Below are 21,918 nucleotides of genomic sequence, written 5' to 3' on the forward strand. Positions count from 1 at the left end.
TCACGGAGTGACACCAATGCGCAAGCTGTTCGGAACCGACGGGGTGCGGGGCACGGCCAACACGCATCCGATGACGGCGGAAATGGCGTTGCGCATCGGGGCTGCGGTGGGGCGCTATTTCCGGCGTGATGCGACCGGTGTGCACCGGGTCGTCATCGGCAAGGACACGCGCCTGTCCGGCTATATGCTGGAAAACGCGCTGACCGCCGGTTTGACGTCGACGGGAATGAATGTGCTGTTGCTGGGGCCGGTCCCCACGCCTGCGGTGGGCCTGATGACCCGGTCGATGCGGGCCGATCTGGGTGTCATGATCTCGGCCAGCCACAACCCGGCAGAGGACAACGGCATCAAATTCTTTGGCCCCGACGGCTATAAACTGTCCGATCAGGCCGAGATCGACATCGAAAAGCTGATCGACGAAGGTGTCCGGCCTGCTCAGGCCCAGAACATCGGACGGGCGCGCCGTGTTGATGACGCCCGGTTCAGATATGGCGAGCGTGTGAAATCCTCGCTGCCGCGCGATGTGCGTCTGGATGGCCTGAAGGTGGTGATTGACTGTGCCAATGGCGCCGCCCACCGCACCGCGCCCGAGGTTCTTTGGGAACTGGGCGCAGACGTGATCCCGGTTGGCATTGCGCCCAACGGGAAGAACATCAACCTCAACTGCGGATCGACCAAGCCACAGCTGGCCGCCGAAACCGTCGTGGCACATGGCGCTGACGTCGGTGTCTGTCTGGACGGCGACGCGGATCGGGTCGTTATCGTCGACGAAACCGGTCAGGTCGCTGATGGCGATCAGCTTATGGCACTGCTGGCGACGGCCTGGAAAAAATCCGGGCAGTTGAAAGGCAATGCCCTTGTGGCCACTGTGATGTCCAATCTCGGGCTCGAACGGCACCTGTCGTCACACGGTATGCGACTGGAACGCACGGCGGTCGGCGACCGCTATGTGGTCGAACGTATGCGCGAAGGTGGCTTCAACCTGGGCGGTGAACAATCCGGTCATATCGTGATGAGCGATTATGCCACCACCGGCGATGGCCTGATGGCCGGTCTGCATTTTCTGGCCGAGATGGTTCTGTCCGGTCGCAAAGCCTCGGATCTGTCCAAGCAGTTCGAAACCGTGCCGCAGCTGTTGAAGAACGTCCGCTATGCCAACGGTCAAACTCCGCTTGAAGTTCAAAGCGTTAAAGCGGCCATTGCCGATGCCGAGGCGCGGCTGAACGGGCAGGGACGGTTGCTGATCCGTAAATCCGGCACCGAGCCGCTGATCCGCGTTATGGCCGAATGCGAGGATGACGCGCTGCTGGTCCAGGTCGTCGACAGCATCGTGGCCGAGGTCGAAGCCGCCGCAGGCTAGCGCCCGAACAGAACTCTGCGCAGGCTGAACCACTGGCTGATGGCCATGCCCGTCAGGATCAGGGCCAGGGCGACGTAGAATCGCAGGGGCAGGGCCTCGGACAGGATCCAGGCCCCGAACACCATCGACCAGATCGGCACCTGATAATTCACCAGTGTCAAAAACACCGATCCGGCGCTGCGGGTGATCGAAACCCGCAGCAAATTGGCGAATGCTGTGGGGATCAGGCCAAGCACGATCAGGGCCAGCGATGGGCGGTTGCCCTGCCATGTGGGGATGCCTTCGACCAGCAGCATGATGGGCACCAGCAGAACAGCGCCGACCAGCAGGGTCAGCGCGGCCAGCGCCAGCGGCTCGACCGGCGGGCAACGCCGCGTCAGGATCGATGTCGAGGCATAGCAGAGGGCAGCCGAGACACAGGCCAGCTGCGCCAGCGGCTCGGTCCCCTGGCCCAGCTTTGCCAGACCGGGTCCGATCAGGACCAATGCGCCGGAAAACCCAAGGCACACGCCCAGAAACCGACGCAGGTTCAGCGGCTCGTCAGAAAAGAAATGCGCCAGCGGCAGCACCATCAGCGGAATTGCAGCCATGGATAACCCTGCAAAAGCCGAGGGCACATATTGCTGCCCCCAGCTAAGCAGCATGAAAGGCACCGCAGTCGACAACACGCCAATCAGCAGGATTGATGTAGTCAGCGCGGGTGTCAGAACCGGCATGCGGCGACCGGTGAACCGCATCAGGACAAGCAACGTCACCGCCCCTAATGTGGTGCGCGATGTCGCCACGGTAATAGGGCCATAGCCTTCCAAAGCCATCGCGACGACCATGAATGTGCCGCCCCAAATAAGCCCCAGCGTGAAAACGCCGCTCCAGTCCTGTTTCGTGGGTTGTTCAACCATTCCATCCCCTTATCCTGCGTGCGCGCCGGTGTCACGGGCTGATCTTGACTTAACGTTAGTTTGCACTTACCGTAAGCAATGGCTTACGATTCGACATTTTCAGCTTTGGGCGATGCAACCCGCAGGCAGGTGTTCGAAGCCGTCGCCAGCCAGCCTCAGGCAGTGGGTGAGCTTGCGTCAAAACTGCCGGTAAGCCGACCGGCCGTCTCGCAACATCTCAAGGTGCTGTCAGATGCCGGGCTGGTTACATGCCACGCGAAAGGGACGCGCCGGATCTATGCGGTGCGCCCCGAAGGTCTGGCAGAGCTGCGCAGATGGCTCGACCGTTACTGGAGCGACGTGATGAACAGCTTTGCAGATGAGGTGAACAGAGCGGGAGAGAGGCCATGACAGACCCGATAGTCAAGACAATTGTCGTAAGTGCCTCTGCTGCGCGCGCTTTCGATATCTTCGTCAACCGCATCGGGACATGGTGGCCGCTGGACAGCCACGCGGTTTCCGCATCGCAGGGACAACCGGCAAGGGACGTGGTTATTGAACCCCGGATCGGTGGCGCGGTCTATGAGGTCATGTTCGACGGAACCCGTGCCGACTGGGGTCAGGTGCTGGCAATTGATCCCGGCCAATCCGTGGCATTCACCTGGCATCCGGGCACCAGCAGGGAGTCTCCTACGCGCGTCGATGTGCGTTTTGAGGATTGTGGTTCGGGGCAGGCCAAAGTCACCCTGACGCATTCCGGCTGGGACGTCTGGGCTGGGGAAGCGCCCGAAAAGCGCGGCGGCTACGATACGGGATGGGATATCGTTCTGGGTGAATGCTTTGCCAAAGCGGTCTTAAAATGAAAAAGGGCGACCGCCTGGGCCGCCCTTTGCCTGACATCGGTCAGGTTTAGTTCTTTTCTTTGTCGACCATCTTGCCGGCCGAGATCCACGGCATCATGCCGCGCAGCTTGGCGCCGGTCTCTTCGATCATATGCTCGTCATTGGCGCGGCGCGACGCTTTGATGGTCGGCTGGCCAACGGCGTTTTCCAGCATGAAGTCACGGACGAATTTGCCCTGCTGGATGTCGTCCAGAACCGCTTTCATGCGGGCTTTGGTCTCGTCGTATTTCAGGATGCGCGGACCGGTGACATACTGGCCATACTCAGCCGTGTTCGAGATCGAGTAATCCATGTTGGCAATGCCGCCTTCATAGATCAGGTCAACGATCAGCTTCACTTCGTGCAGACATTCGAAATAGGCCATCTCGGGTGCATAACCGGCCTCGACCAGAGTTTCAAAGCCGCAGCGGATCAGTTCGACCAGACCACCGCACAGAACGGCCTGTTCGCCGAACAGGTCGGTTTCACATTCTTCGCGGAAGTTGGTCTCGATGATGCCCGAACGGCCGCCACCGATGGCCGAGCAGTAGGACAGGCCGATTTCCAGCGCCTTGCCGGTTGCATCGTTGTGAACCGCGACCAGGCAGGGCACGCCGCCGCCTTTGGTGTATTCGCCACGCACGGTGTGACCGGGGCCTTTGGGGGCCATCATGATGACGTCAACGCCGTCCTTCGGTTCGATCAGGCCGAAGTGGACGTTCAGGCCGTGGGCAAAGGCGATGGCCGCGCCCGGCTTGATGTTGTCATGAACGTATTTCTTGTAGGTTTCGGCCTGCAATTCGTCGGGCATGGTGAACATGATGACGTCGCACCAGGCAGCCGCTTCGGCAATGCCCATCACTTCCAGACCTTCTGCTTCGGCTTTCTTGGCCGAGGGCGAGCCTTCGCGCAGGGCGATGACCAGGTTCTTGGCGCCCGAGTCGCGCAGGTTCAGCGCGTGGGCGTGACCCTGGCTGCCATAGCCCAGGATAGCCACTTTCTTGTCTTTGATCAGGTTGATGTCGCAATCGCGATCGTAATAGACGCGCATTTTGCCGGTCCTTTCTGGTTTGGTTGGGGCGGTTCTACCTGCCGGGCGTCCGATTGGCGATAGGGTTGGGCTTGAGTATTTGTGAAAAAGATGAAGAATAATTCTTGAAAACGGAAAATACTGAAAAAATCATGCTTGATGATATCGACCGGCGCATTTTGCGTCACTTTCAGGCGAACCCCAGCCTGACCACCGCGGAACTTGCCGATCTGTGCCGGATCAGCGCAGGTGTTTGTTGGCGCAGGCTGGAAAAGATGCAGGCAGCCGGGATCATCGAAGGGCAGGAGGCGGTGATCGACTGGGCCGCGATGGGCTATGCTGTCGAGGTCTCGCTTCGGATCACCCTGGACAAGACACAGGCCCGCGCCTTTGACGAGTTTATGGAAGAGGCCCGCAACGTGGCCGAGGTGATCGAAATCCAGACATTTCTGGGCCGGGTGGATGTCCGCCTGTCGGTAATTGCGCGGGATATGAAGCACTATCAGCAGCTTTATCGGGACCGGATCCTGACCCTGCCGCATATCGCCGATATCGAAGCGCTGATGCATATCGCGCGGGTCAAGCGGGACGAGGTGTTGCCGGTATGATCGAGCTGGATGAGATTGACCGCCGTCTGCTGCGTGCGTTGCAACAGGACGCCACCCAAAGCGCAGGTGCCCTGGGTCGGAGGTTCAACCTGTCTCAGCCCGCCACCTGGCGGCGTATCCGCAGGTTGGAGGACGCCGGGATCATCAAGGGCCGGCGGCTGCGTCTGAATGCCGAGGCGCTGGGATTCGGTGTGACCGTGTTTCTGGGGGTCAAGCTGGCGCGCAAGGGACAGATCAGCCTTGAGGATTTCGAACGCGCCGTAAGTGCCATCCCCGAAGTGCAGACCGTCGAGCATGTTCTGGGATTGTACGACTACCGCTTGCGTGTTGTGGCGCGGGACCTGTCCGATTTCGAACGCGTGTTGCGGCGCCGGATCATGACGCTGCCCGGCGCAGGCGATGTCGAGGCGAACGTCCTGCTGAGCGAGGAACGGCTGCCCGGTCCGATTGGGTGACGTGCCTTAATATCTGGTGCGGATGTAGTATCCGGGATGATGGGTCAGGCGGGCAAACGTGATCGGTTTGTCTTCTTTCCAGGTGGTGCGCTCCATCTGGATCATCGACGCGCCCGCCGTGGTGCCCATGAACTCCGCCAGCCTTGCGTCAGCGGAAATAGCGCAGAACGCGACCTCGGCATCGTTGAACGGAGCGGCATTCAGCAACCACTCATGCGGTCCTTGCTGGGTCAGGTCGGCGTTTTCCACATCGGGGACGGTTCCGATATTGATCCAGCGCTCTTCAAGCTGGAACGGGCGGTTGTCCGCGTAATGCATACAGATGACATGCAGAACCCGCGTCTCGGCGGGGACATCAAGCTGAGAGGACAGCCAGCGGGGGCAGGCCTCGACAGTCCGTTCCACCAGCGCATAGCGATAGGCGGCATTCTGGCTTTCGACCATCTGCCGCGCCAGTGAGAATTCCAGCTTGGCGTGTTTGCTGGGCTCTTTCTTGACCCGCGTCCCGCTTTTGCGCTTGCGTTCGATGAAACCCTGATCGGCCAGTTCCCTGAGGGCACGGTTCACCGTCGCGCGGGCGCAATTGAATTCTTCGGCCAGTTGCGTTTCGGTCGGCAGCAATGATCCCTGAGGCCACACGCGGCTTTCAATACGTCGTTTTACTTCATCTCGAACGGACTGGAAGTTAATACGCTTTTGTATCGTCACAGGAAAAATATCCCTTCAAGTAAAAAGTGTGCGCATCTGTTCAGAAGCAAGCAGAAGTGTAAAGGGGAAGTGACACTGGTTGGCGTCATTTTCTTGTGTTCCCAGTGTTATACAGCACCGAATGGGTCGATTTTACCCGCATTCCGTCGCGTCACTTTTTGTCGCGAAATGGCTTTACTGGCCAAGGTAAAGAGACCAAGACTGCACTGACGATATTGAAAGGACGCCATATGCCTGCCTTGCTGAAGAACGTTGACCCGAACGGGCTTGAAGAATTCTCGGTCGTATTCACCGATCGCTCGCTGAACCACATGTCCCAAAAGTTTCAGGGGGTAATGCGCGATATCTCGGCCATGCTGAAAGAGGTGTACAAGGCAGACGGGGTGGCCGTCATTCCGGGCGGCGGTACCTATGCGATGGAGGCGGTCGCCCGGCAATTCGCGCGCGGGGCGGATGTTCTTGTGGTTCGGAACGGGTGGTTTTCATACCGCTGGAGCCAGATCATCGAAAGCGGTGCCCTGACCAGCTCGACCACAGTGATGAAGGCGCGCGAGACCGGCAATGCCAGCCCGTCCCCCTTTGCGCCCGCACCGATTGACGAGGTCGTCGCAACGATTCGCGAACAGAAACCCGGCGTTGTGTTCGCACCCCATGTTGAAACGGCGGCGGGTGTCATCCTGCCGGATGACTATGTGACTGCCCTGGCCAGCGCGGCGCATGAGGTGGGTGCATTAATGGTGCTGGATTGCATCGCATCCGGGTGTGCCTGGGTGGATATGAAAGCCACCGGCGTCGACGTGCTGATCTCGGCCCCGCAAAAGGGCTGGAGCGCATCGCCTTGTGCCGGTCTGGTCATGCTGTCCGAACGGGGCGAGGCGCGTCTGGAACAGACAAGCTCGGACAGTTTTGCCATCGACCTGAAGAAGTGGCGCCAGATCATGCAGGCCTATGAAAACGGTGGTCACGCCTATCACGCCACGATGCCCACCGATGCGCTGCTGGCCTTCCGCGATACCATGGCAGAAACCAGGGGATACGGGTTCGAAAAGCTGCGCAAGGCGCAATGGGCACTGGGCGACGGCGTGCGGGCGATGTTGAAGGACTATGGCATTGTCTCGGTGGCGGCTGACGGTTTCGGCGCACCCGGCGTTGTGGTCAGCTACACTTCGGACCCCGAAATCCAGAACGGCAAGAAATTTGCCGCTCTGGGGATGCAGATTGCCGCCGGGGTGCCGCTGCAATGTGATGAACCCGAAGGCTTCAGTACCTTCCGTCTGGGCTTGTTCGGATTGGACAAGCTTTATGATGTGGACGCCACCATCGCGCGTCTGAAACGCGTGCTGGATCAGGTTCTGTAAACGGGTCGGGCCTTAGCGAACGCCAAGGCCCATCTGCATCAACGTCTTGCGCACAGGCGGCAGGGAATACAGCGCGCTCAGCCCCATTGCGCGCGCATCCCGCAGCGGGCGCGCCTCGATCATCGAGGCGCGGTTCAGCAAATCGATCCCTTTGACCCGCATCTCGATCTCGGTGTGGCGCGCCTTGTGATAGGCGTCCAGCATCTGCGCGTCGCCCAGACCTTCGGGCCGGGACTGCGCCAGATCCAGCAGGCAGCGCAGATCGCCCAATGACATGTTCAGCCCCTGCGCGCCAATGGGGGGCACCACATGCGCGGCTTCGGCCATCAGGGCAATACGCTCACCCGCCAGCCGTTCCGCGGACTGGCTGATGATCGGCCAGATGGTCCGGCGCGATGCCAGCTTCAAGGGGCCAAACAGGCCACAGGACCGTTCCGTCATCGCAGCCTCAAACGCTTCGGCATCAAGGGTTAAAAGGTCAACGGCCTTCGGGCCGCGCTCCATCCAGACGATGGCGGACGAGGGCTGCCCCTGCCAATCTGGCAGCGGAACCAATGTGAACGGCCCGCCAGACCTGTGTATCTCGGTCGAGACATTCTCGTGAGGAACAGGATGCGTCACCGCAAACGCCAGCGCTTTCTGCCCATACCGTGTTGTATGCACATTGATACCGGCGGCCTCGCGCATGGGTGAGTTGCGCCCATCTGCGGCCAGCACCAGCTTGCAGCGGATGCGGCTGCCGTCGCTCAGGCCAACGCGGGCTTCGGCAGTGCGGGTGAACAGGCTGACGGTCCCGGTGCCGGGGCGGAAATCGACATTCGGCAGCTCTGCCAGCCGTGCGACCATCTCCCGGCGCAACAGCCAGTTGGGCAGGTTCCAGCCAAACGGTTGCTCGGAAATGTCGGCTGCGTTGAAATCGCGTATGACGCGGGGTTCGGGCACGTCCCCGCCGGCATCGACAATACGCATGATCTGCAAGGGGGCCGCATGGGCATCCAGCCGCGCCCACAGGCCGCATTGCTCCAGCAGGCCGCGCGCAGGTTGCAGAAAGGCGGTGGTGCGCAGGTCGGACCCGTCCACATCCCGTTCGGTGATCGGTGGCGCGGGATCTACGCACACCACGTCAAACCCAGCGGTTCCAAACGCCGCCGCTGCGGTCAGACCGGCGATTCCACCGCCGGAAATCAGGATGTCACAACTGTCAGTCATGGCGCCTCTCATCATCTCGGGCAGACCCTAGTTCGGTTCCACCCCCTGCGCCAAGTGACATCCTGTCCCGTATCTCAGCCGCGTGAGATCAGGATCAGGACAAGGAACATCACCGGCACCATCATCAGGGCAGGGATGTAAAGGCCGGGAAGGCCGAACACCATGGCGGAACAGCCCCACATGCTGAGGACCGCGCCGACGGTATAATACAGGTCCTCCGCCTTGGCGTTGGCCGCGTCGCGGGCCAGCCACCCAAAAACCGGAATTGCAAAGAATAGGCGCTGCCAAACCGGCAGGCGTCCGGGCATCTCGATCGCACTCATGGGGCTTCTCCGTTCTGTTCGTCGCTCCAGCGCATATAGGGCTGCGCATGCGGGTGCAGAACGTACGGATCGTCGCAGTGTGACAGGCTACCGCAGGCGGGCCAGAAATGCGGTCAGATCATCCGTGTGATGGTGGATGTGATCGGCCTCATGCGGGTCCGGGGCGACATGAACCGTGCGCATTCCCATCTCATGCGGGGCGGCCAGATTACGCGGGTCATCCTCGAACATGGCGGCCTTGTCAGCCTGAATGCCATCCTGTGCAAAGATGGCTTCAAAGGCGGCTTTCTCGGGCTTTGGCCGATACCCGGCATGTTCGACGCCATAGATTGCATCAAACAGCCCCGAAAGCCCGCGCGCCTGCAAAACCCGCTCGGCGTAGGGTGCGCTGCCATTGGTGTAGACGATGCGCCGTCCGGGCAGGGCGCGAATGTGATCGGCCAGCTCTGCATCCGGGTCCATATGGCTCATGTCCACCTGATGCACCGCGTGCAGATAGGGCTCGGGGTCCAGATCATGTTCGGCCATCAACCCGGCCAGCGTAGTGCCGTATTGGCGCCAGTACTGCCCGCGCAGCCTGTCGGCCTCGGCCCGGTCCACGCCGATGGCCTGCACCACGTAATCCGTCATCAGAACTTCGATCTGATCGAACAGCTGCATATGCGGCGGATAGAGGGTGTTATCCAGATCGAACACCCATTGCGTGACATGACTGAAGGACGGTTTGACCATGGCTTGGGTTTAGGGCGCGGGCGGGGTGTTTTCAATGCCGTACTTGATTGACGCCCCCAGAGACGGATAGACATGTCCGAACGAGGAGACAGAATACCCCATGAGCCAGACCCGATCCCCCACCAAGGATGCCTATAGCCTGATACTCGAAGCCATTGATGTCGGCGTCTACAAGCCCGGCGATCGTCTGGTGGAAAGCGAGCTGGCAGAACGGTTCGGGGTGTCGCGCACCCCGATCCGCGAAGCGTTGCAACGCCTGGAAACCCAGTCTCTGCTGGAACGGGACGGTCGGTCACTGATCGTGGCGTCGCTGGACCACAACCAGATGGCCGAGCTTTATATCGTGCGGCGCGAACTGGAAGGGCTCGCCGCGCGGCTGGCTGCCAAACACGCCACCGAAGAAGAGATCAGGGTTCTTCAGGACATGGTTCTCGAAGATGACAAGCTGGTGGGCGATCCGATGGCGCTGTCACGTGCCAACCGGCGCTTTCACGAACAGATCCATCTGGCCTCGCACAACCGCTACCTTGTCCAGCAGCTTGATCTGGTGCACCGGACAATGGCCTTGATGGCGACTACGTCCTTGGCCGTGCAGGGGCGCGGAGAGATTGCCCAGAGCGAACATAAAGGCATTGTCGAAGCCATTGCCGCGCGCGATGAAGAGGCGGCGGGGCGGGCGCTCAAGGACCATATCTCGATCGCATTCATGACGCGCCTGAAGCAGGACGCAAGCCGCCGCGACAAGTGATTCTCAGGCCAGCGGCTCGTCTTCGCTGGCCTGTCCGTGCTGGGTCTTGTCCCAGAAAAACGGGTTGGTCGCCAACTCCCACAACGCCTTGTAACCGGCAATCACGCCCAGCGGGAAATACAGAAACATCGTCGGAACCCAAGGCAAAAGAAACCGCCGCTCACGTGCGGATACGGCGATCAGACCAACACCGATACTCAGCCCCTCTGCCATCAAAAACAGCCCGATCAGCGCGGTAAAGGTTGAATGCGGTACGATATGATCCATCGGATTGGCCAGCCCCAGGCTTGACAGCCAGAATACCCAGAGAACGGGCGCCAGCAGAAATTGCCCCAACGTGCCCAGAAAGAACGCCTGAAGGCCCAGAAATCTGGCACCTCCAAGGTCACGCCACAGCTTTTGCGGGCTGCGCATATGCACCAGATACGTGACCATGAACCCCTTGAGCCAGCGCGAGCGCTGTTTGACCCAGGGCCAGGCCCGGAAATTCGCCTCTTCATATGTTGTGGTATCCACCATTTCGGTCCGGTACCCGGCCCGGTACAGCCTTACGCCCAGATCAGCATCCTCGGTGACGTTATGGGCATCCCAGCCGCCCAGTTTCAACAGCTTGTCGCGACGGAAAAAGAACGTGGTGCCCCCAAGTGGCACCACCAGCCCCATACAGGCGATCCCCGGCAGGATCACGCGGAACCAGCTGTTGTATTCGATGGTAAAGCAGCGTGACCGCCAGTTGGTGCGCGGGTTGTAGTAATCCAGAACTCCTTGCAGGCACACCACATCCGGCGCGGCCTGGGTGAAATGCGCCACCACGCGCTCGATCTGATCCGGTTGTGGAGCGTCCTCTGCGTCCCATACGCCGACGAAGTCGCCCCGGCAGAACTCCAGCGCGTAATTCATGGCGCGCGGCTTGGTGGTCAACCCGTTCAGCTCGGGCACCTCGACGATGCGCATCCAGCTGGGCAGGCTCACCTGCGCAAGGGCATTGCGCGTCACGTCATCCTTTTCCTCAAGCACAAGGATGACATCCAGCAACGCCTTGGGATAGGTTAGCCGCTGTAGTCTTTGTACCAGAGCATTTGCGATCTCGCGCTCCTTGTACAATGGCACCATGATCGACACGCAGGGTTGCCGCAATGTGATGGCAGCTTCGGTGTGGTCCGGCTGCGTTCTCAGGCGATGCCAAAGGTAAGCCAGCGTGCCAGCCATCCGAAAGGCTGCAAAAAGCACCAAAGTTCCCACAGCTATGCCCAGCACCGCCAGCAGGCCAAACGCCGGGAACATGGCAAACAGCCCCAGCACACACAACAGGGCCACCGAAGGCCCCACGCGCGACCTGAGGGTCCAGTTGCGGCAGCTTTGCGCGGGATCAACCCGCGTTTCCGCCGATCTGGCCAGAGACCCCGAGAATTGCCGCGCAATCGTTCGGTCAATCTGATCAGAGGCCGCCAGCACCGGGATCACGGCATAATCGCATTCCCGCATCCCGGCGGTCACGGTTGCGAACCGGTCGGGCCGGGCGGTGGCCACCAGAACAAGGGGGCCAATCCGCATCCAGGGGATGACATTGTGTTTCAGCCAGAAGTCGACCGGCATTAACCCGCTCAGTTCCGGCATCGGCGGGATCTGTTCAAGATCGGCAATCTGCCAGCCGGATTGCGCAGACAGCGCGCTCAACACGTCCTGCCGGGTGGCATAGCCTTCTCCGACCAGTATCTCTCCCAGCGGTGCGTTCTGTCTGGTTTGCTGGCTCAGCGCATGGTCCAGCTGGGATCGGGTGATAGCTCCGGTTTCCAGCAGGCAGGTGCCCAACGGTTTCCGATACCCGGGCGCGGGGATCGGTGCGGCGGACGTGAAATCCAGAAGATCAAGCTCAGCCATAACAAAACCCTGGCGCAGTTACCTGCGCTCAGGGTTGTTCGATCAGGGTTAACACCCGGTTAACACTGCACAGACAAGCAGTTATGCCTGAATTTTCTTCTTTTCCATGGCCTCGGCGAAGCGCTCGAACAAATAGAAACTGTCCTGCGGTCCGGGCGATGCCTCGGGGTGGTATTGCACCGAATAAACCGGCCTATCCGCCATGCGGATACCGCAGTTCGAGCCGTCAAACAGCGACCGGTGGGTTTCCACGACGCCATCGGGCAGGGATTGCGCATCGACAGCGAAACCGTGGTTCATCGACGTGATCTCGACCTTTCCGGTGTCCAGGTCCTTGACCGGGTGGTTCGCGCCGTGGTGGCCGTGGTTCATCTTGACCGTCTGACCACCCAGCGCCAGCGCCAGCATCTGGTGTCCAAGGCAGATGCCGAACACAGGCAGGTCTGTCGTCTCCAGAATCTCTTTGATCATCTGCACGGCGTATTCACCCGTTGCCGCCGGATCGCCGGGGCCGTTCGACAGGAACACACCGTCAGGCTGATGCGCCAGCACGTCGGCTGCGGTGGCAGTCGCGGGCAGAACGGTAACGTCACACCCAGCGGATGCGAGGCAGCGCAGGATGTTGCGCTTGGCGCCATAGTCAACGGCAACGACCTTGTGGGCAGGGGCCTTCTGACGTTGGTACCCATCCGGCCAGGCCCACCGCATCTCATCCCAGCGATAGCTTTGGGCGCAGGTGACATCCTTGGCCAGGTCCATGCCTTCCAGCCCTGCAAAACCACGCGCGGCGGCGACCAGCGCCTCGATGTCAAAATTTCCCTCGGGATCATGGGCCAGCGCCACATGCGGCGCGCCCTGCTGGCGGATGGCACGGGTCAGGCGGCGGGTATCGACACCCCCGATGGCGATGCGCCCCCGACGCGCCAGCCAGCCCTTGAGCTCCTCGGCCGAGCGCCAGTTTGATGGCTCGGTCGGATCCCATTTCACGACCATGCCCGCCGCGACCGGATCACCGGTTTCGTCATCTTCCGGGTTCACGCCGACATTGCCGATATGAGGGAATGTAAAGGTCACGATCTGCCCGGCATAAGAAGGGTCGGTCATGATCTCCTGATATCCGGTCATCGCGGTGTTAAAGCACAGCTCGGCCACGGTTTGCCCGGTCGCGCCGAAGCCTGCGCCGTAAAACAGGGTTCCATCGGCCAAAGCCAGACATGCGGTGGGCTTGGACGGGGCATTCGGGGCCATGGCGCGACTCTCCTGTAGGGTAAATCGGCGCATACCTAAGGGGGTTGCGCGTCTGGGTCAAGTCTGTTCAATTTTTGGGCTATTGTTGTTTTTCAATGGTTTAGCTGTATTCACCCCCGGTTGTGTCAGGCTTTTTGTTTCGATATGGTCGGGGTTCCGTTGTCATGGGGATGGACAAACCAAATGGACATGCGATCACGGGTGAATGCCGCCCTGAAGCAAGCAATGAAAGACAAAGCAGCCGAGCGTCTGTCGACGCTGCGGTTGATCAACGCCGCCATCAAAGACCGCGACATCGCGGCACGTGCGTCCGACAATGAAGAAGCAAAGGGATGCAGCGACGCAGAGGTTCTTGAAATCCTTGGTAAAATGACCAAGCAGCGCAAGGAAAGCGCCCGCGCCTACGAAGAGGGTGGTCGCCTGGATCTGGCCGAACGCGAGATTCGCGAAGTCGAGGTGATCGAGGAATTTCTACCCAAACAGCTAGACGACGATGAGGTCAGCAAGGCCATTCAAACCGCCATCACGGCAACCGGCGCGGGTTCGATCCGCGATATGGGTAAGGTGATGGGCGAGTTGAAGACGCGCTATACCGGCCGGATGGATTTCGGCAAGGTCGGTCCGATGGTCAAGGATCATCTGTGCGCAGCCTCAAACGGCGATTGCTGAGGCACTGGGCCCCGTGAATTGCTACTGCGCGACTGGCTCGCGCAGTCTTAGGACCAGTTCGTCATAAAGCGTGATCCGCTCATCTTCGGACAGAAACGCCCCGATTTCGACCTCGCGCCCGTCTCCGACAAGGGTGACATAATGCGGAACCGGGCCGCCTTTCTTGTGCATCGCGGGCCGCGCCCAATAGCGGTTGCAAGACCATTCGTGCTGCTCTTTGCCGGGGGTGTGGTGCACCAGCCGCGCATGCGTGCCCGACAGGGTCAGAACCTCGAAAACACTGCGGGCGCGGTAGTTGGTCTTGATGGCCAGCCAAAGCCCCAGCACAGTGATCAGCAGGAACGGCAGCAGCCCCCACAGGATTACGGAACCAAGCGTGGCCAGCAATGGGATCAGGCCAAACAGGAACACCGACAGGATCGTGATCATCGCCCCTCGCGGCGGCAGCGAGTTATGCGGCCAAAGCCGCAGTTCCTGTTCGGTTTCCGAGGTCTGATTCCATGTGTAGGGCATACCGCGAACATAGCGCAGCGCCGCCTCATGTCGACGGGTTTTGATCAGACGACGTGGCCGACCCGAGACCAGGACAGGGCGTCATCCAGACGATCGTCACCCCAGAATACCTCCTGCCGGACAACAAAGCTGGGGGCGCCGAAAACACCCAGTTTGACGGCGGTTTCGGTTTCCGCCTCAAGGGCCGCGACGATGTCGTCGCCTTGTGCGCGTGCCAGGGTCAGTCGGGGGTCTTGCTGACACCGCAAAAGCGCCTCGGACAGCGCACTTTCGCGCCCGGCTTCCACCCCTTCCTCGAACCAGATGCGATAGAGCGTTTGGGTGAACGTCACGCCCCAGCCGTCCATCATTCCAAGCAACGCAACCTGATTGGCCAGTGGCAGATTGGAAATCGGATAGGGCGCGGGCAGGTTGGCGTGGATGTGGTACTTGGCACAGCGGCGTTCGATATCGCGCCACATATAAGCCGATTTCACAGGCTTTCCGGCAAAAGGGATATTCTGCTGGGCCGACATCACCGTGCGCACGTTGAACGGGCGCCAGTTCACCGTGGCGTCATGCTGGGCGCACCATTCCTCCAGACGCATCACGGTCAGGAAGCTGTACGTGCTGCCAATGGAATACCAAAAGTCGATCTCGGGCATTGCCGACCCTCCGACTGTTCCGTCCGCACATCATAGCCGATTTCGTCGCACTTGGCGAACGCGGGGTGAGAGCAAAGAAAAACCCCGCCACCTAGGCGGGGTTTCTTGGATCAGGTCGGGATCAGTGCGCGTGGCCCTTGTCCCAGTCTTCCTGCTTGGGCAGCTGCTCGAACGTGTGTTCGGGCGGCGGGGTGGGCAGGGTCCATTCCAGCGTATCGGCATACTCGTTCCAGTAGTTGGGCCGTGTCTCGCGTGCGCCACGCAGCAGGGCGTAGATCACGATGCCGAAGAACAGCAGGAACGAGGCGAACGAGATGAACGCGCCAATCGACGAAACATAGTTCCACTGCGCGAACGCTTCGGGATAGTCGATGTAGCGGCGCGGCATGCCCTGACGACCCAGGAAGTGCTGCGGGAAGAAGGTCAGGTTGGCGCCGATGAAGAACATCCAGAAGTGAACCTTGCCCCAGAACTCGGAATACTGGCGACCGGTCATTTTCGCGAAGTAGAAATACATCCCTGCGAAGATCGCAAACACGGCACCCAAGCTCATCACGTAGTGGAAATGTGCCACCACATAGTAGGTGTCGTGATAGGCGCGGTCCACGCCAGCCTGCGACAGCACCACACCGGTCACACCGCCAACGGTGAACAGGAACAGGAAGCCAAAGGCAAACAGCATCGGTGTCTTGAACTCGATGGAACCGCCCCACATGGTCGCGATCCACGAGAAGACCTTAACGCCTGTCGGAACCGCGATGACCATCGTTGCCAGCATGAAATAGGCCTGCTGACGCAGCGACATGCCAACGGTGTACATGTGGTGCGCCCACACGACAAAGCCCAGCACACCGATAGCGATAATCGCCCAGACCATCGGCAGATAGCCAAAGATCGGCTTGCGCGAGAAGGTCGCGATGACATGGCTGATGATGCCGAAACCGGGCAGGATCACGATATACACTTCCGGGTGGCCAAAGAACCACAGGATGTGCTGATACAGGATCGGATCGCCGCCACCGGCCGGATCAAAGAAGGTAAAGCCAAAGTTGCGGTCCATCAGCAACATGGTGATTGCGCCCGCCAGAACCGGCAGCGACAGCAGAATCAGCCACGAGGTGACGAAGATCGACCAGCTGAACAGCGGCACCTTGAACAGGGTCATGCCGGGGGCACGCATGTTCAGGAAGGTGGTGATCATGTTGATCGCGCCGAGGATCGAGGAGGCGCCCGATACGTGTACGGCAAAGATCGCAAGGTCCATGGACATGCCGCCCTCGGTCGTGGACAGCGGCGGGTACAGAACCCAGCCCACGCCCGAACCCATCTGATCGTTCCCACCGGGGCTCAGCAGCGAGGCCACACCCAACGAGGTACCGGCGACATAAAGCCAGAAGGACAGGTTGTTCATCCGCGGGAACGCCATATCCGGCGCGCCGATCTGCAACGGCATGAAATAGTTGCCAAATCCGCCGAACAGGGCAGGGATGACAACAAAGAACATCATCAGAACACCGTGATAGGTGATCATCACGTTCCACAGATGCCCGTTGGGCGTACACGGGTCGGCCATGAAGCCTTCAAGGCACATGTACTGAACACCGGGGTGCATCAGCTCGAGCCGCATGTAAACGGTCATCAGAACCGAGATCAGACCGGCCAGAGCCGAAACGATCAGGTACAGAATCCCGATGTCCTTGTGGTTGGTCGACATGAACCAGCGCTGGAAAAAGCTGCGCTGGTCTTCATGGTCGTGACCATGAATGGCTGCGTCTGCCATTATAGGTGCCTCCTGTTGCAACTACACCGCGCAGCCGGACCTCTCCAACGCGCGGGATTCCTGCTGGTTTTAGAATGCGTAGGGGCGACCTTCAATGGCCGAGTTTGATCTGGATCAAGATAAATGGCCGCACCCCCCTTGAAAACGGGTGTTCGAGAAGCCGGGATCTGAGCGTTCGGGGGGGGCTGGTGATACAGCGGGCCTAGCGCCTGTGTTCAGGTCGCCCGCAATGGGTCCGTCTCTCAAAGCTGACCGGAAAGGCGTGAACCTTTGCCTCTGGCCAATCACCCGAACCGAGGACAGGGAAGGGGGGAGCCCCGAGACCTTCTAAGACATTCGTGCTTGCGCAGCGAACTACCTGTGGCCCACCCCGCCCTTGTCGCGCACCTTGAGGCGCATCGAGTTAGCCTGCCATCTAATAGGCTCACACAGCGTTCGGAACACCTTGAAGAAATGCTGATCACTCGATCTCGTTTTTGAATATCCTGCCGTCCTTCATGATCAGGTCGAAGTTTGCATCGGGGTCCGCGACCAGATCGATATCGTCCATAGGATTGCCATCGACGAGGATCAGATCAGCATAAGCGCCTTCCCGGATCACTCCAAGCGGGCCTTCCTGGTACGGGTGGCGCGGTCCGGCGAGTTCTATCAATTCAGCATTTGTCGAGGTCGCCATTTTCAGAACCTCGTATGGCGTGTACCAAGTCTTCATCTTCGCCAGGAATTTGCCTTGTTTTTTCGCAAGCTCCGCATCGAAAAGCATATCTGTGCCGAATGCGACCTTCACGCCGATCTCTTTGGCCATATCGATTGAGGTCGTGGTGCCATCAGTAACCTCCACCCATTTCGCTGTGCTAACTGGGTCGCTGAATGAGAAAGCGTCCTCGTCGTCAAGCAATGGCTGGACAGACAACCAGACGCCGTTGTCCTTCATCATCTGTAGGGTTTCCCTACTGAGCAAATTGCCGTGCTCAATGGTTTTGACCCCGGCTTCAATCGCCATTTGGGCAGCTGCATCGGTAAAGATATGCGAGGCGACGTAGGTATTGTAACTTTCTGCAACCGCGACGAATGCCTTCAACTCTTCGAGCGTGTATTGGCTCATGTCGAGCGGGTCATAGACCGACGAAACACCGCCACCGCCAGAAATCTTGATTTGCGAAGCGCCCATGCGCATAACTTCGCGGGCGCGCAGTGTGACGTCGTCAACCCCGTCCGCGATCAGCATCAGCCCCACACGGTTCCAATACCAAAGCGAGTCACCCGGGTTTGAAGGCGCGTCCTGGTAGGCACCGTAGTCAAAATGACCGCCCGTCTGGCTAATCGGAGGGCCAGAAGGCACGATTCGTGGGCCGGGAATTTCGCCCGCATCGATCATCTTCTTTGTCGCGAAGGGATTGCCGCCGACGTCTCGCACCGTCGTGAATCCGCGCATCAGCGTGTCTTCCGATCCCATGGCACCCCGGATTGCGATCTCGAGTATATCTCCGGAAATCACGGTGGTTTGAGCCGCGCAACAATATGAAGTGTGCCAGTGGACGTCGATGAGCCCCGGTATCATCGTGCGCCCGCCACCATCGATGACTGTCCCGCCCGCTACAGCGAGAGGTTCCGTGGTAACCGCAGTAATCAAGTTGTTGGTTACGACGACATTCGCACCTTCCAGTAGTTGTTCGCTTTCGCCGTCAAACACGTTCACGTTGGTGAACAGGATGGATGATCCATCCTGAGACATTGCCGGTGACCAGGCCAAGGCTAACGACAGCACGGTTATTGGAATACGGAAGAGAGCCGGCATTTACGAAATCCTTCTGAAGTCTGAACGGTCTGAAGATGCTCTTTCACGCTATACCTGTATATAACTCTGATCAACTTCACGTTCCGACCGTCGGAAATCCCAAGAGCCGCTCTGACAACGTTAAAAGGCGTCGGCGCGGCCTAGTTGACGAACGTCAGCTTCGTCCATCTGGCGGACCTTTGACTCGACCTGGATGAATTTCTCAAAAACTTAACCAGTTTACGTCCGATTAAGAATTACGAAACCCGTGCTCTGCTGCGTAGGCAGGCATCACCTGTGGGGAACGTGCCGCATCTGTCTCTGATGATGTGATCTCATGCCAAATCCAAGTGTACAAAACGTACAACCCTCTCTGAAAACCCGGTACAATTTGTACATTTCAGGGCTCAATCCCCCGGCTTGACCCGGCGGGGCGGGTGGACCACAACTCGGTCAAAAGCCCCTCAAGGAACGGATGGCAACCATGGATTATGATCCCGACAACATCTTCGCCAAAATTCTGCGCGGCGAGATACCTTCGTCAAAAGTTTACGAAGACGCCGACACACTGGCCTTCATGGACATCATGCCTCGTGCCGATGGGCATTTGCTGGTGATCCCCAAAACGCCCTGCCGCAATGTACTGGATGCCACGCCCGACCAACTGGTGGCGGTCATGAACACCGTTCAAAAGATGGCTCGTGCAGTGATGAAAGCCTTCGACGCGGACGGTGTAACCATTCAGCAATTCAACGAAACCGCAGGCGGGCAGGAGGTTTTCCACCTCCATTTTCACATCCTGCCGCGTCATGACGGCGTGTCGATGCGCCCGTCTGGTAAAATGGGTGATTTCGACCTGATTGCCGAACATGCGGAGAAGATAAAACTCGCTTTGTAGTCAATATTTTACGGTCTGTCTGTGAGGTGATAATCCGGACGATTACCCACACCCGCCCGCGCATATCGCCGCGACCGGAGACAAGATATCCCGAAACCCTTCCTTGGGACCGACCAAGTGACTCAATAGCCGGATAACGCAGAAATCGCCTGCTCCCTTGCAACGCGAATTGGCCATAAGATTAAGCGGGAAGGGGGAAATGAATTGCCGTTCCGATTTGGGGTCGGAACGGCAGACTCGTAACCAAACACTTCTCGGATTTCGAGGGCGAGCCCTTGATCACCGGTTTAACATACCACTCACTCTTGATTGGCAGTTTCATATTACTCGTTAACAACTCTGGTGTATCCCAGAGAATTAAAATTTGCCTAAAGAATACCGTAAAACTGGATCGTTCTTGGTAAATTGCGACGTGTTTCGGAAACAGAGCCTTCCGCCCATCCATATTGTTGTATCAGGGTGCGACAGAATCTGATTCGACGACTGCTGAACCCCAGACAGAATCAGGTTTCCGAAGCGCCAAAAACCTCTTCAAAGGTTTTCTTCAAGGCAGCATCAAGATCATCCATAGTGACCGGAAGCCCCAGATCCACCAACGAGGTCACGCCGTATTCGCTGATCCCGCAGGGAACAATGCCCGAAAAATGCTCCAGGTCCGGTTCGACATTGACCGAAATGCCATGAAAACTGACCCATTTTCGCAAACGCAAGCCAATTGCCGCGATCTTGTCCTCTGCCGGTTTGCCAGTCACCGTCAGCGGTTTGTCGTCGCGCCGCACCCAGACACCAACGCGCCCGTCGCGTATTTCGCCGTGCACGTTGAACTCGGCCAGTGCTGATATCACCCAATTTTCCAGCTGCTTCACAAATTGGCGCACGTCGCGCCCGCGCTTGTTCAGGTCCAGCATGACATAGGCCACACGCTGACCGGGCCCGTGATAGGTGTACTCGCCGCCGCGTTTGCTTGCATAAACCGGAAAGCGGTCAGGATCGGTCAGGTCTTCGATCTTTGCCGACGTGCCTGCCGTATAAAGTGGCGGGTGTTCCAGCAACCAGATGCACTCCGCCGCGTCACCGCGCGCAATCCCGGCGACGCGCGCCTCCATAAAGGCGGTGGCGTCGTCATAACTGGTCAGACCATCGGTGATTTTCCATTCCATGGCGGCCTCATATCCGCCCAAAGCGGGCAGGGGAAGAGAGGTCAGGCCGCTTCGGCCAAACACTGTTGCAGCACCCGAGAATAGGTATCGACCCCTTGTGCGCCCGTCAGCAGGTATTTTCCGCCAAATACCATGGACGGCACACCAGAGATCCCCCGGCTGGTCCAGAACTGCTGTTTCTCTCGCACCAAAGCGATATGCTCCCCGGTCTCAAGCACCTGCCGCGCAGTATCAGGGTTCAGCCCGGCAGAAGTAACAGCCTGCAACAGAACCTCAATGTCGGAAACGTCCTGTTGCCGGGTGAAATACGCGTCGAAAAGCGCAAGTTTCAATTGATGTTGCAGGCCCTGACCTTCGGCCCAATCCAGCAACTGATGCGCCTTGAATGTATTCACGATCCGGCTGTCTTCATCAAAGTTGAAGGTGAACCCCAGTTCCGCCCCGATCGCCGTTAGCCTGTCGCGTGCCTGCTGGCTTTGTTCAGGGGTCGAGCCATATTTCTCAGTGATGTGTTCCCGCAGGTTCTGCCCTTCAGGCGGCATGTTCGGGTTCAATTCGAACGGGTGCCAGCGAAGTTGGGTTTGGATGCCCTGCTGTTTCAAAGCCGCATCAAGCTGGCGAAACCCTACTATGCACCACGGGCACACGACGTCTGACACGATATCGACTTGGATGATTGGGCGGGTGTCGGGCGAGGTCATCTGCGGCTCCTGTCAGATCGAAACTGTGTTGTTTACCGGCTTAGATAAGGCTGCCGCGTGGGATTTTAAACCAGCGTGTTTTTGCCTCTTCACATCGCGCGCGCCAACGTCTATACGCCGCTCTACCAAGTCACTGGCAGTGCGGTCGTGGCGGAATTGGTAGACGCGCAGCGTTGAGGTCGCTGTGGGGTAACACCCGTGGAAGTTCGAGTCTTCTCGACCGCACCATTTCACATTTTGATGTGAAATCCGCTAGAAACTCAAAGATAACAGATGTTTGCGGAGTTCGATAACCATTTTCGCGGTCATAGGCCAATGGGGCTTTGAAGGCCGCTTTTATGATGGTTTTCTTCACGA

The 21,918-nt window shown here is 59.1% G+C and carries 23 protein-coding genes and 1 tRNA gene; 10 read left to right on the forward strand and 14 right to left on the reverse strand.

Translation table 11 applies throughout. The features are described from left to right. Nucleotides 1-16: 16 nt before the first annotated feature. A complete protein-coding gene (glmM, locus tag ACR0J7_RS09040) occupies nt 17-1,360 on the forward strand; it encodes a phosphoglucosamine mutase (protein WP_480485988.1) in 1,344 nt (447 codons plus the stop codon). On the opposite strand, the gene ACR0J7_RS09045 is transcribed toward glmM, so the two are convergent. Further along, a complete protein-coding gene (locus tag ACR0J7_RS09045) occupies nt 1,357-2,259 on the reverse strand; it encodes a DMT family transporter (RefSeq protein ID WP_480913962.1) in 903 nt (300 codons plus the stop codon). The two genes, glmM and ACR0J7_RS09045, sit on opposite strands and share 4 nt — an antisense overlap. 78 nt (nt 2,260-2,337) lie before the next feature. Here ACR0J7_RS09045 and ACR0J7_RS09050 point away from each other — a divergent pair, with 78 nt between their 5' ends. Both ACR0J7_RS09050 and ACR0J7_RS09055 read left to right on the forward strand, forming a co-directional pair. Next, nucleotides 2,338-2,649: an ArsR/SmtB family transcription factor gene (locus ACR0J7_RS09050; protein WP_480913965.1), complete on the forward strand. Its 312-nt coding sequence runs from the start codon at nt 2,338-2,340 to the stop codon at nt 2,647-2,649. Further along, nucleotides 2,646-3,101: an SRPBCC domain-containing protein gene (locus ACR0J7_RS09055; RefSeq protein ID WP_480481413.1), complete on the forward strand. Its 456-nt coding sequence runs from the start codon at nt 2,646-2,648 to the stop codon at nt 3,099-3,101. Before ACR0J7_RS09050 ends, ACR0J7_RS09055 begins: the two co-directional genes overlap by 4 nt. Nucleotides 3,102-3,147: 46 nt before the next feature. On the opposite strand, the gene ilvC is transcribed toward ACR0J7_RS09055, so the two are convergent. Next, entirely contained in the window at nt 3,148-4,170 is a 1,023-nt protein-coding gene (gene ilvC, locus ACR0J7_RS09060; RefSeq protein ID WP_480476552.1) for a ketol-acid reductoisomerase, read from the reverse strand. 131 nt (nt 4,171-4,301) lie between these two features. On the opposite strand from ilvC, the gene ACR0J7_RS09065 reads away from it, so the two are divergent. Both ACR0J7_RS09065 and ACR0J7_RS09070 read left to right on the forward strand, forming a co-directional pair. Next, on the forward strand, nt 4,302-4,757 hold the full coding sequence (locus ACR0J7_RS09065; protein ID WP_480476554.1) for an Lrp/AsnC family transcriptional regulator: 456 nt from the start codon (nt 4,302-4,304) through the stop codon (nt 4,755-4,757). Then, nucleotides 4,754-5,212 (forward strand): Lrp/AsnC family transcriptional regulator, encoded by a 459-nt coding sequence (locus ACR0J7_RS09070; RefSeq protein ID WP_209504239.1) that lies wholly within the window; start codon nt 4,754-4,756, stop codon nt 5,210-5,212. Before ACR0J7_RS09065 ends, ACR0J7_RS09070 begins: the two co-directional genes overlap by 4 nt. A gap of 6 nt (nt 5,213-5,218) precedes the next feature. On the opposite strand, the gene ACR0J7_RS09075 is transcribed toward ACR0J7_RS09070, so the two are convergent. Beyond that, nucleotides 5,219-5,833 (reverse strand): GntR family transcriptional regulator, encoded by a 615-nt coding sequence (locus tag ACR0J7_RS09075; RefSeq protein ID WP_480913967.1) that lies wholly within the window; start codon nt 5,831-5,833, stop codon nt 5,219-5,221. Nucleotides 5,834-6,150: 317 nt separating this feature from the next. Here ACR0J7_RS09075 and ACR0J7_RS09080 point away from each other — a divergent pair, with 317 nt between their 5' ends. After that, nucleotides 6,151-7,278 carry an aminotransferase class V-fold PLP-dependent enzyme gene (locus ACR0J7_RS09080; protein ID WP_480913986.1) on the forward strand — a complete coding sequence of 376 codons (1,128 nt, stop codon included), beginning with the start codon at nt 6,151-6,153 and terminating at the stop codon, nt 7,276-7,278. A gap of 12 nt (nt 7,279-7,290) precedes the next feature. On the opposite strand, the gene ACR0J7_RS09085 is transcribed toward ACR0J7_RS09080, so the two are convergent. From ACR0J7_RS09085 to ACR0J7_RS09095, 3 genes are all read right to left on the reverse strand, one after another. Further along, nucleotides 7,291-8,487, reverse strand: a complete 1,197-nt coding sequence (locus tag ACR0J7_RS09085) for a UbiH/UbiF family hydroxylase (RefSeq protein WP_480913969.1) — start codon at nt 8,485-8,487, stop codon at nt 7,291-7,293. Between the two features lie 74 nt (nt 8,488-8,561). Further along, on the reverse strand, nt 8,562-8,810 hold the full coding sequence (locus ACR0J7_RS09090; protein WP_209504235.1) for a hypothetical protein: 249 nt from the start codon (nt 8,808-8,810) through the stop codon (nt 8,562-8,564). Nucleotides 8,811-8,897: 87 nt separating this feature from the next. After that, nucleotides 8,898-9,542, reverse strand: coding sequence for a pyrimidine 5'-nucleotidase (locus ACR0J7_RS09095; RefSeq protein ID WP_480476564.1), 645 nt, complete (start codon nt 9,540-9,542; stop codon nt 8,898-8,900). A gap of 100 nt (nt 9,543-9,642) precedes the next feature. Here ACR0J7_RS09095 and ACR0J7_RS09100 point away from each other — a divergent pair, with 100 nt between their 5' ends. After that, on the forward strand, nt 9,643-10,290 hold the full coding sequence (locus ACR0J7_RS09100) for a GntR family transcriptional regulator (RefSeq protein WP_267363400.1): 648 nt from the start codon (nt 9,643-9,645) through the stop codon (nt 10,288-10,290). Nucleotides 10,291-10,293: 3 nt separating this feature from the next. On the opposite strand, the gene ACR0J7_RS09105 is transcribed toward ACR0J7_RS09100, so the two are convergent. Together ACR0J7_RS09105 and carA are read right to left on the reverse strand one after the other, a co-directional pair. Continuing rightward, nucleotides 10,294-12,171 (reverse strand): glycosyltransferase, encoded by a 1,878-nt coding sequence (locus ACR0J7_RS09105; protein ID WP_480913972.1) that lies wholly within the window; start codon nt 12,169-12,171, stop codon nt 10,294-10,296. Nucleotides 12,172-12,252: 81 nt separating this feature from the next. After that, nucleotides 12,253-13,419 (reverse strand): glutamine-hydrolyzing carbamoyl-phosphate synthase small subunit, encoded by a 1,167-nt coding sequence (gene carA, locus ACR0J7_RS09110; RefSeq protein WP_480773598.1) that lies wholly within the window; start codon nt 13,417-13,419, stop codon nt 12,253-12,255. 183 nt (nt 13,420-13,602) lie between these two features. Between carA and ACR0J7_RS09115 the strand changes: the two genes are divergently transcribed. Then, a complete protein-coding gene (locus ACR0J7_RS09115; protein ID WP_267366166.1) occupies nt 13,603-14,088 on the forward strand; it encodes a GatB/YqeY domain-containing protein in 486 nt (161 codons plus the stop codon). Nucleotides 14,089-14,109: 21 nt separating this feature from the next. Here the strand turns inward: ACR0J7_RS09115 and ACR0J7_RS09120 are convergent, their stop codons facing one another. The 4 genes from ACR0J7_RS09120 to ACR0J7_RS09135 all read right to left on the reverse strand — a co-directional run bounded on the left by ACR0J7_RS09120 (nt 14,110) and on the right by ACR0J7_RS09135 (nt 18,823). Continuing rightward, a complete protein-coding gene (locus ACR0J7_RS09120; protein WP_480899645.1) occupies nt 14,110-14,601 on the reverse strand; it encodes a DUF2244 domain-containing protein in 492 nt (163 codons plus the stop codon). Nucleotides 14,602-14,645: 44 nt separating this feature from the next. Then, complete coding sequence (locus ACR0J7_RS09125; RefSeq protein WP_209504229.1) at nt 14,646-15,245, reverse strand: 2-hydroxychromene-2-carboxylate isomerase; 600 nt, start codon at nt 15,243-15,245, stop codon at nt 14,646-14,648. Nucleotides 15,246-15,366: 121 nt separating this feature from the next. Beyond that, on the reverse strand, nt 15,367-17,025 hold the full coding sequence (gene ctaD, locus ACR0J7_RS09130) for a cytochrome c oxidase subunit I (protein WP_267366169.1): 1,659 nt from the start codon (nt 17,023-17,025) through the stop codon (nt 15,367-15,369). Nucleotides 17,026-17,485: 460 nt separating this feature from the next. Then, a complete protein-coding gene (locus tag ACR0J7_RS09135) occupies nt 17,486-18,823 on the reverse strand; it encodes a metal-dependent hydrolase family protein (RefSeq protein WP_480668261.1) in 1,338 nt (445 codons plus the stop codon). Between the two features lie 454 nt (nt 18,824-19,277). On the opposite strand from ACR0J7_RS09135, the gene ACR0J7_RS09140 reads away from it, so the two are divergent. After that, complete coding sequence (locus tag ACR0J7_RS09140; protein WP_480913975.1) at nt 19,278-19,700, forward strand: HIT family protein; 423 nt, start codon at nt 19,278-19,280, stop codon at nt 19,698-19,700. Nucleotides 19,701-20,203: 503 nt separating this feature from the next. Here the strand turns inward: ACR0J7_RS09140 and lipB are convergent. Both lipB and ACR0J7_RS09150 read right to left on the reverse strand, forming a co-directional pair. Then, nucleotides 20,204-20,860 (reverse strand): lipoyl(octanoyl) transferase LipB, encoded by a 657-nt coding sequence (gene lipB / locus ACR0J7_RS09145; RefSeq protein ID WP_480870258.1) that lies wholly within the window; start codon nt 20,858-20,860, stop codon nt 20,204-20,206. A 41-nt stretch (nt 20,861-20,901) separates the two neighbouring features. Beyond that, the gene (locus tag ACR0J7_RS09150; RefSeq protein WP_480485965.1) at nt 20,902-21,561 is read right to left on the reverse strand and encodes a DsbA family oxidoreductase; all 660 of its coding nucleotides are present in this window, start codon (nt 21,559-21,561) and stop codon (nt 20,902-20,904) included. 141 nt (nt 21,562-21,702) lie between these two features. On the opposite strand from ACR0J7_RS09150, the gene ACR0J7_RS09155 reads away from it, so the two are divergent. Further along, nucleotides 21,703-21,789 (forward strand) — tRNA-Leu (locus ACR0J7_RS09155). Nucleotides 21,790-21,918: the final 129 nt, after the last annotated feature.

The organism is Ruegeria sp. O4 (assembly GCF_056535125.1).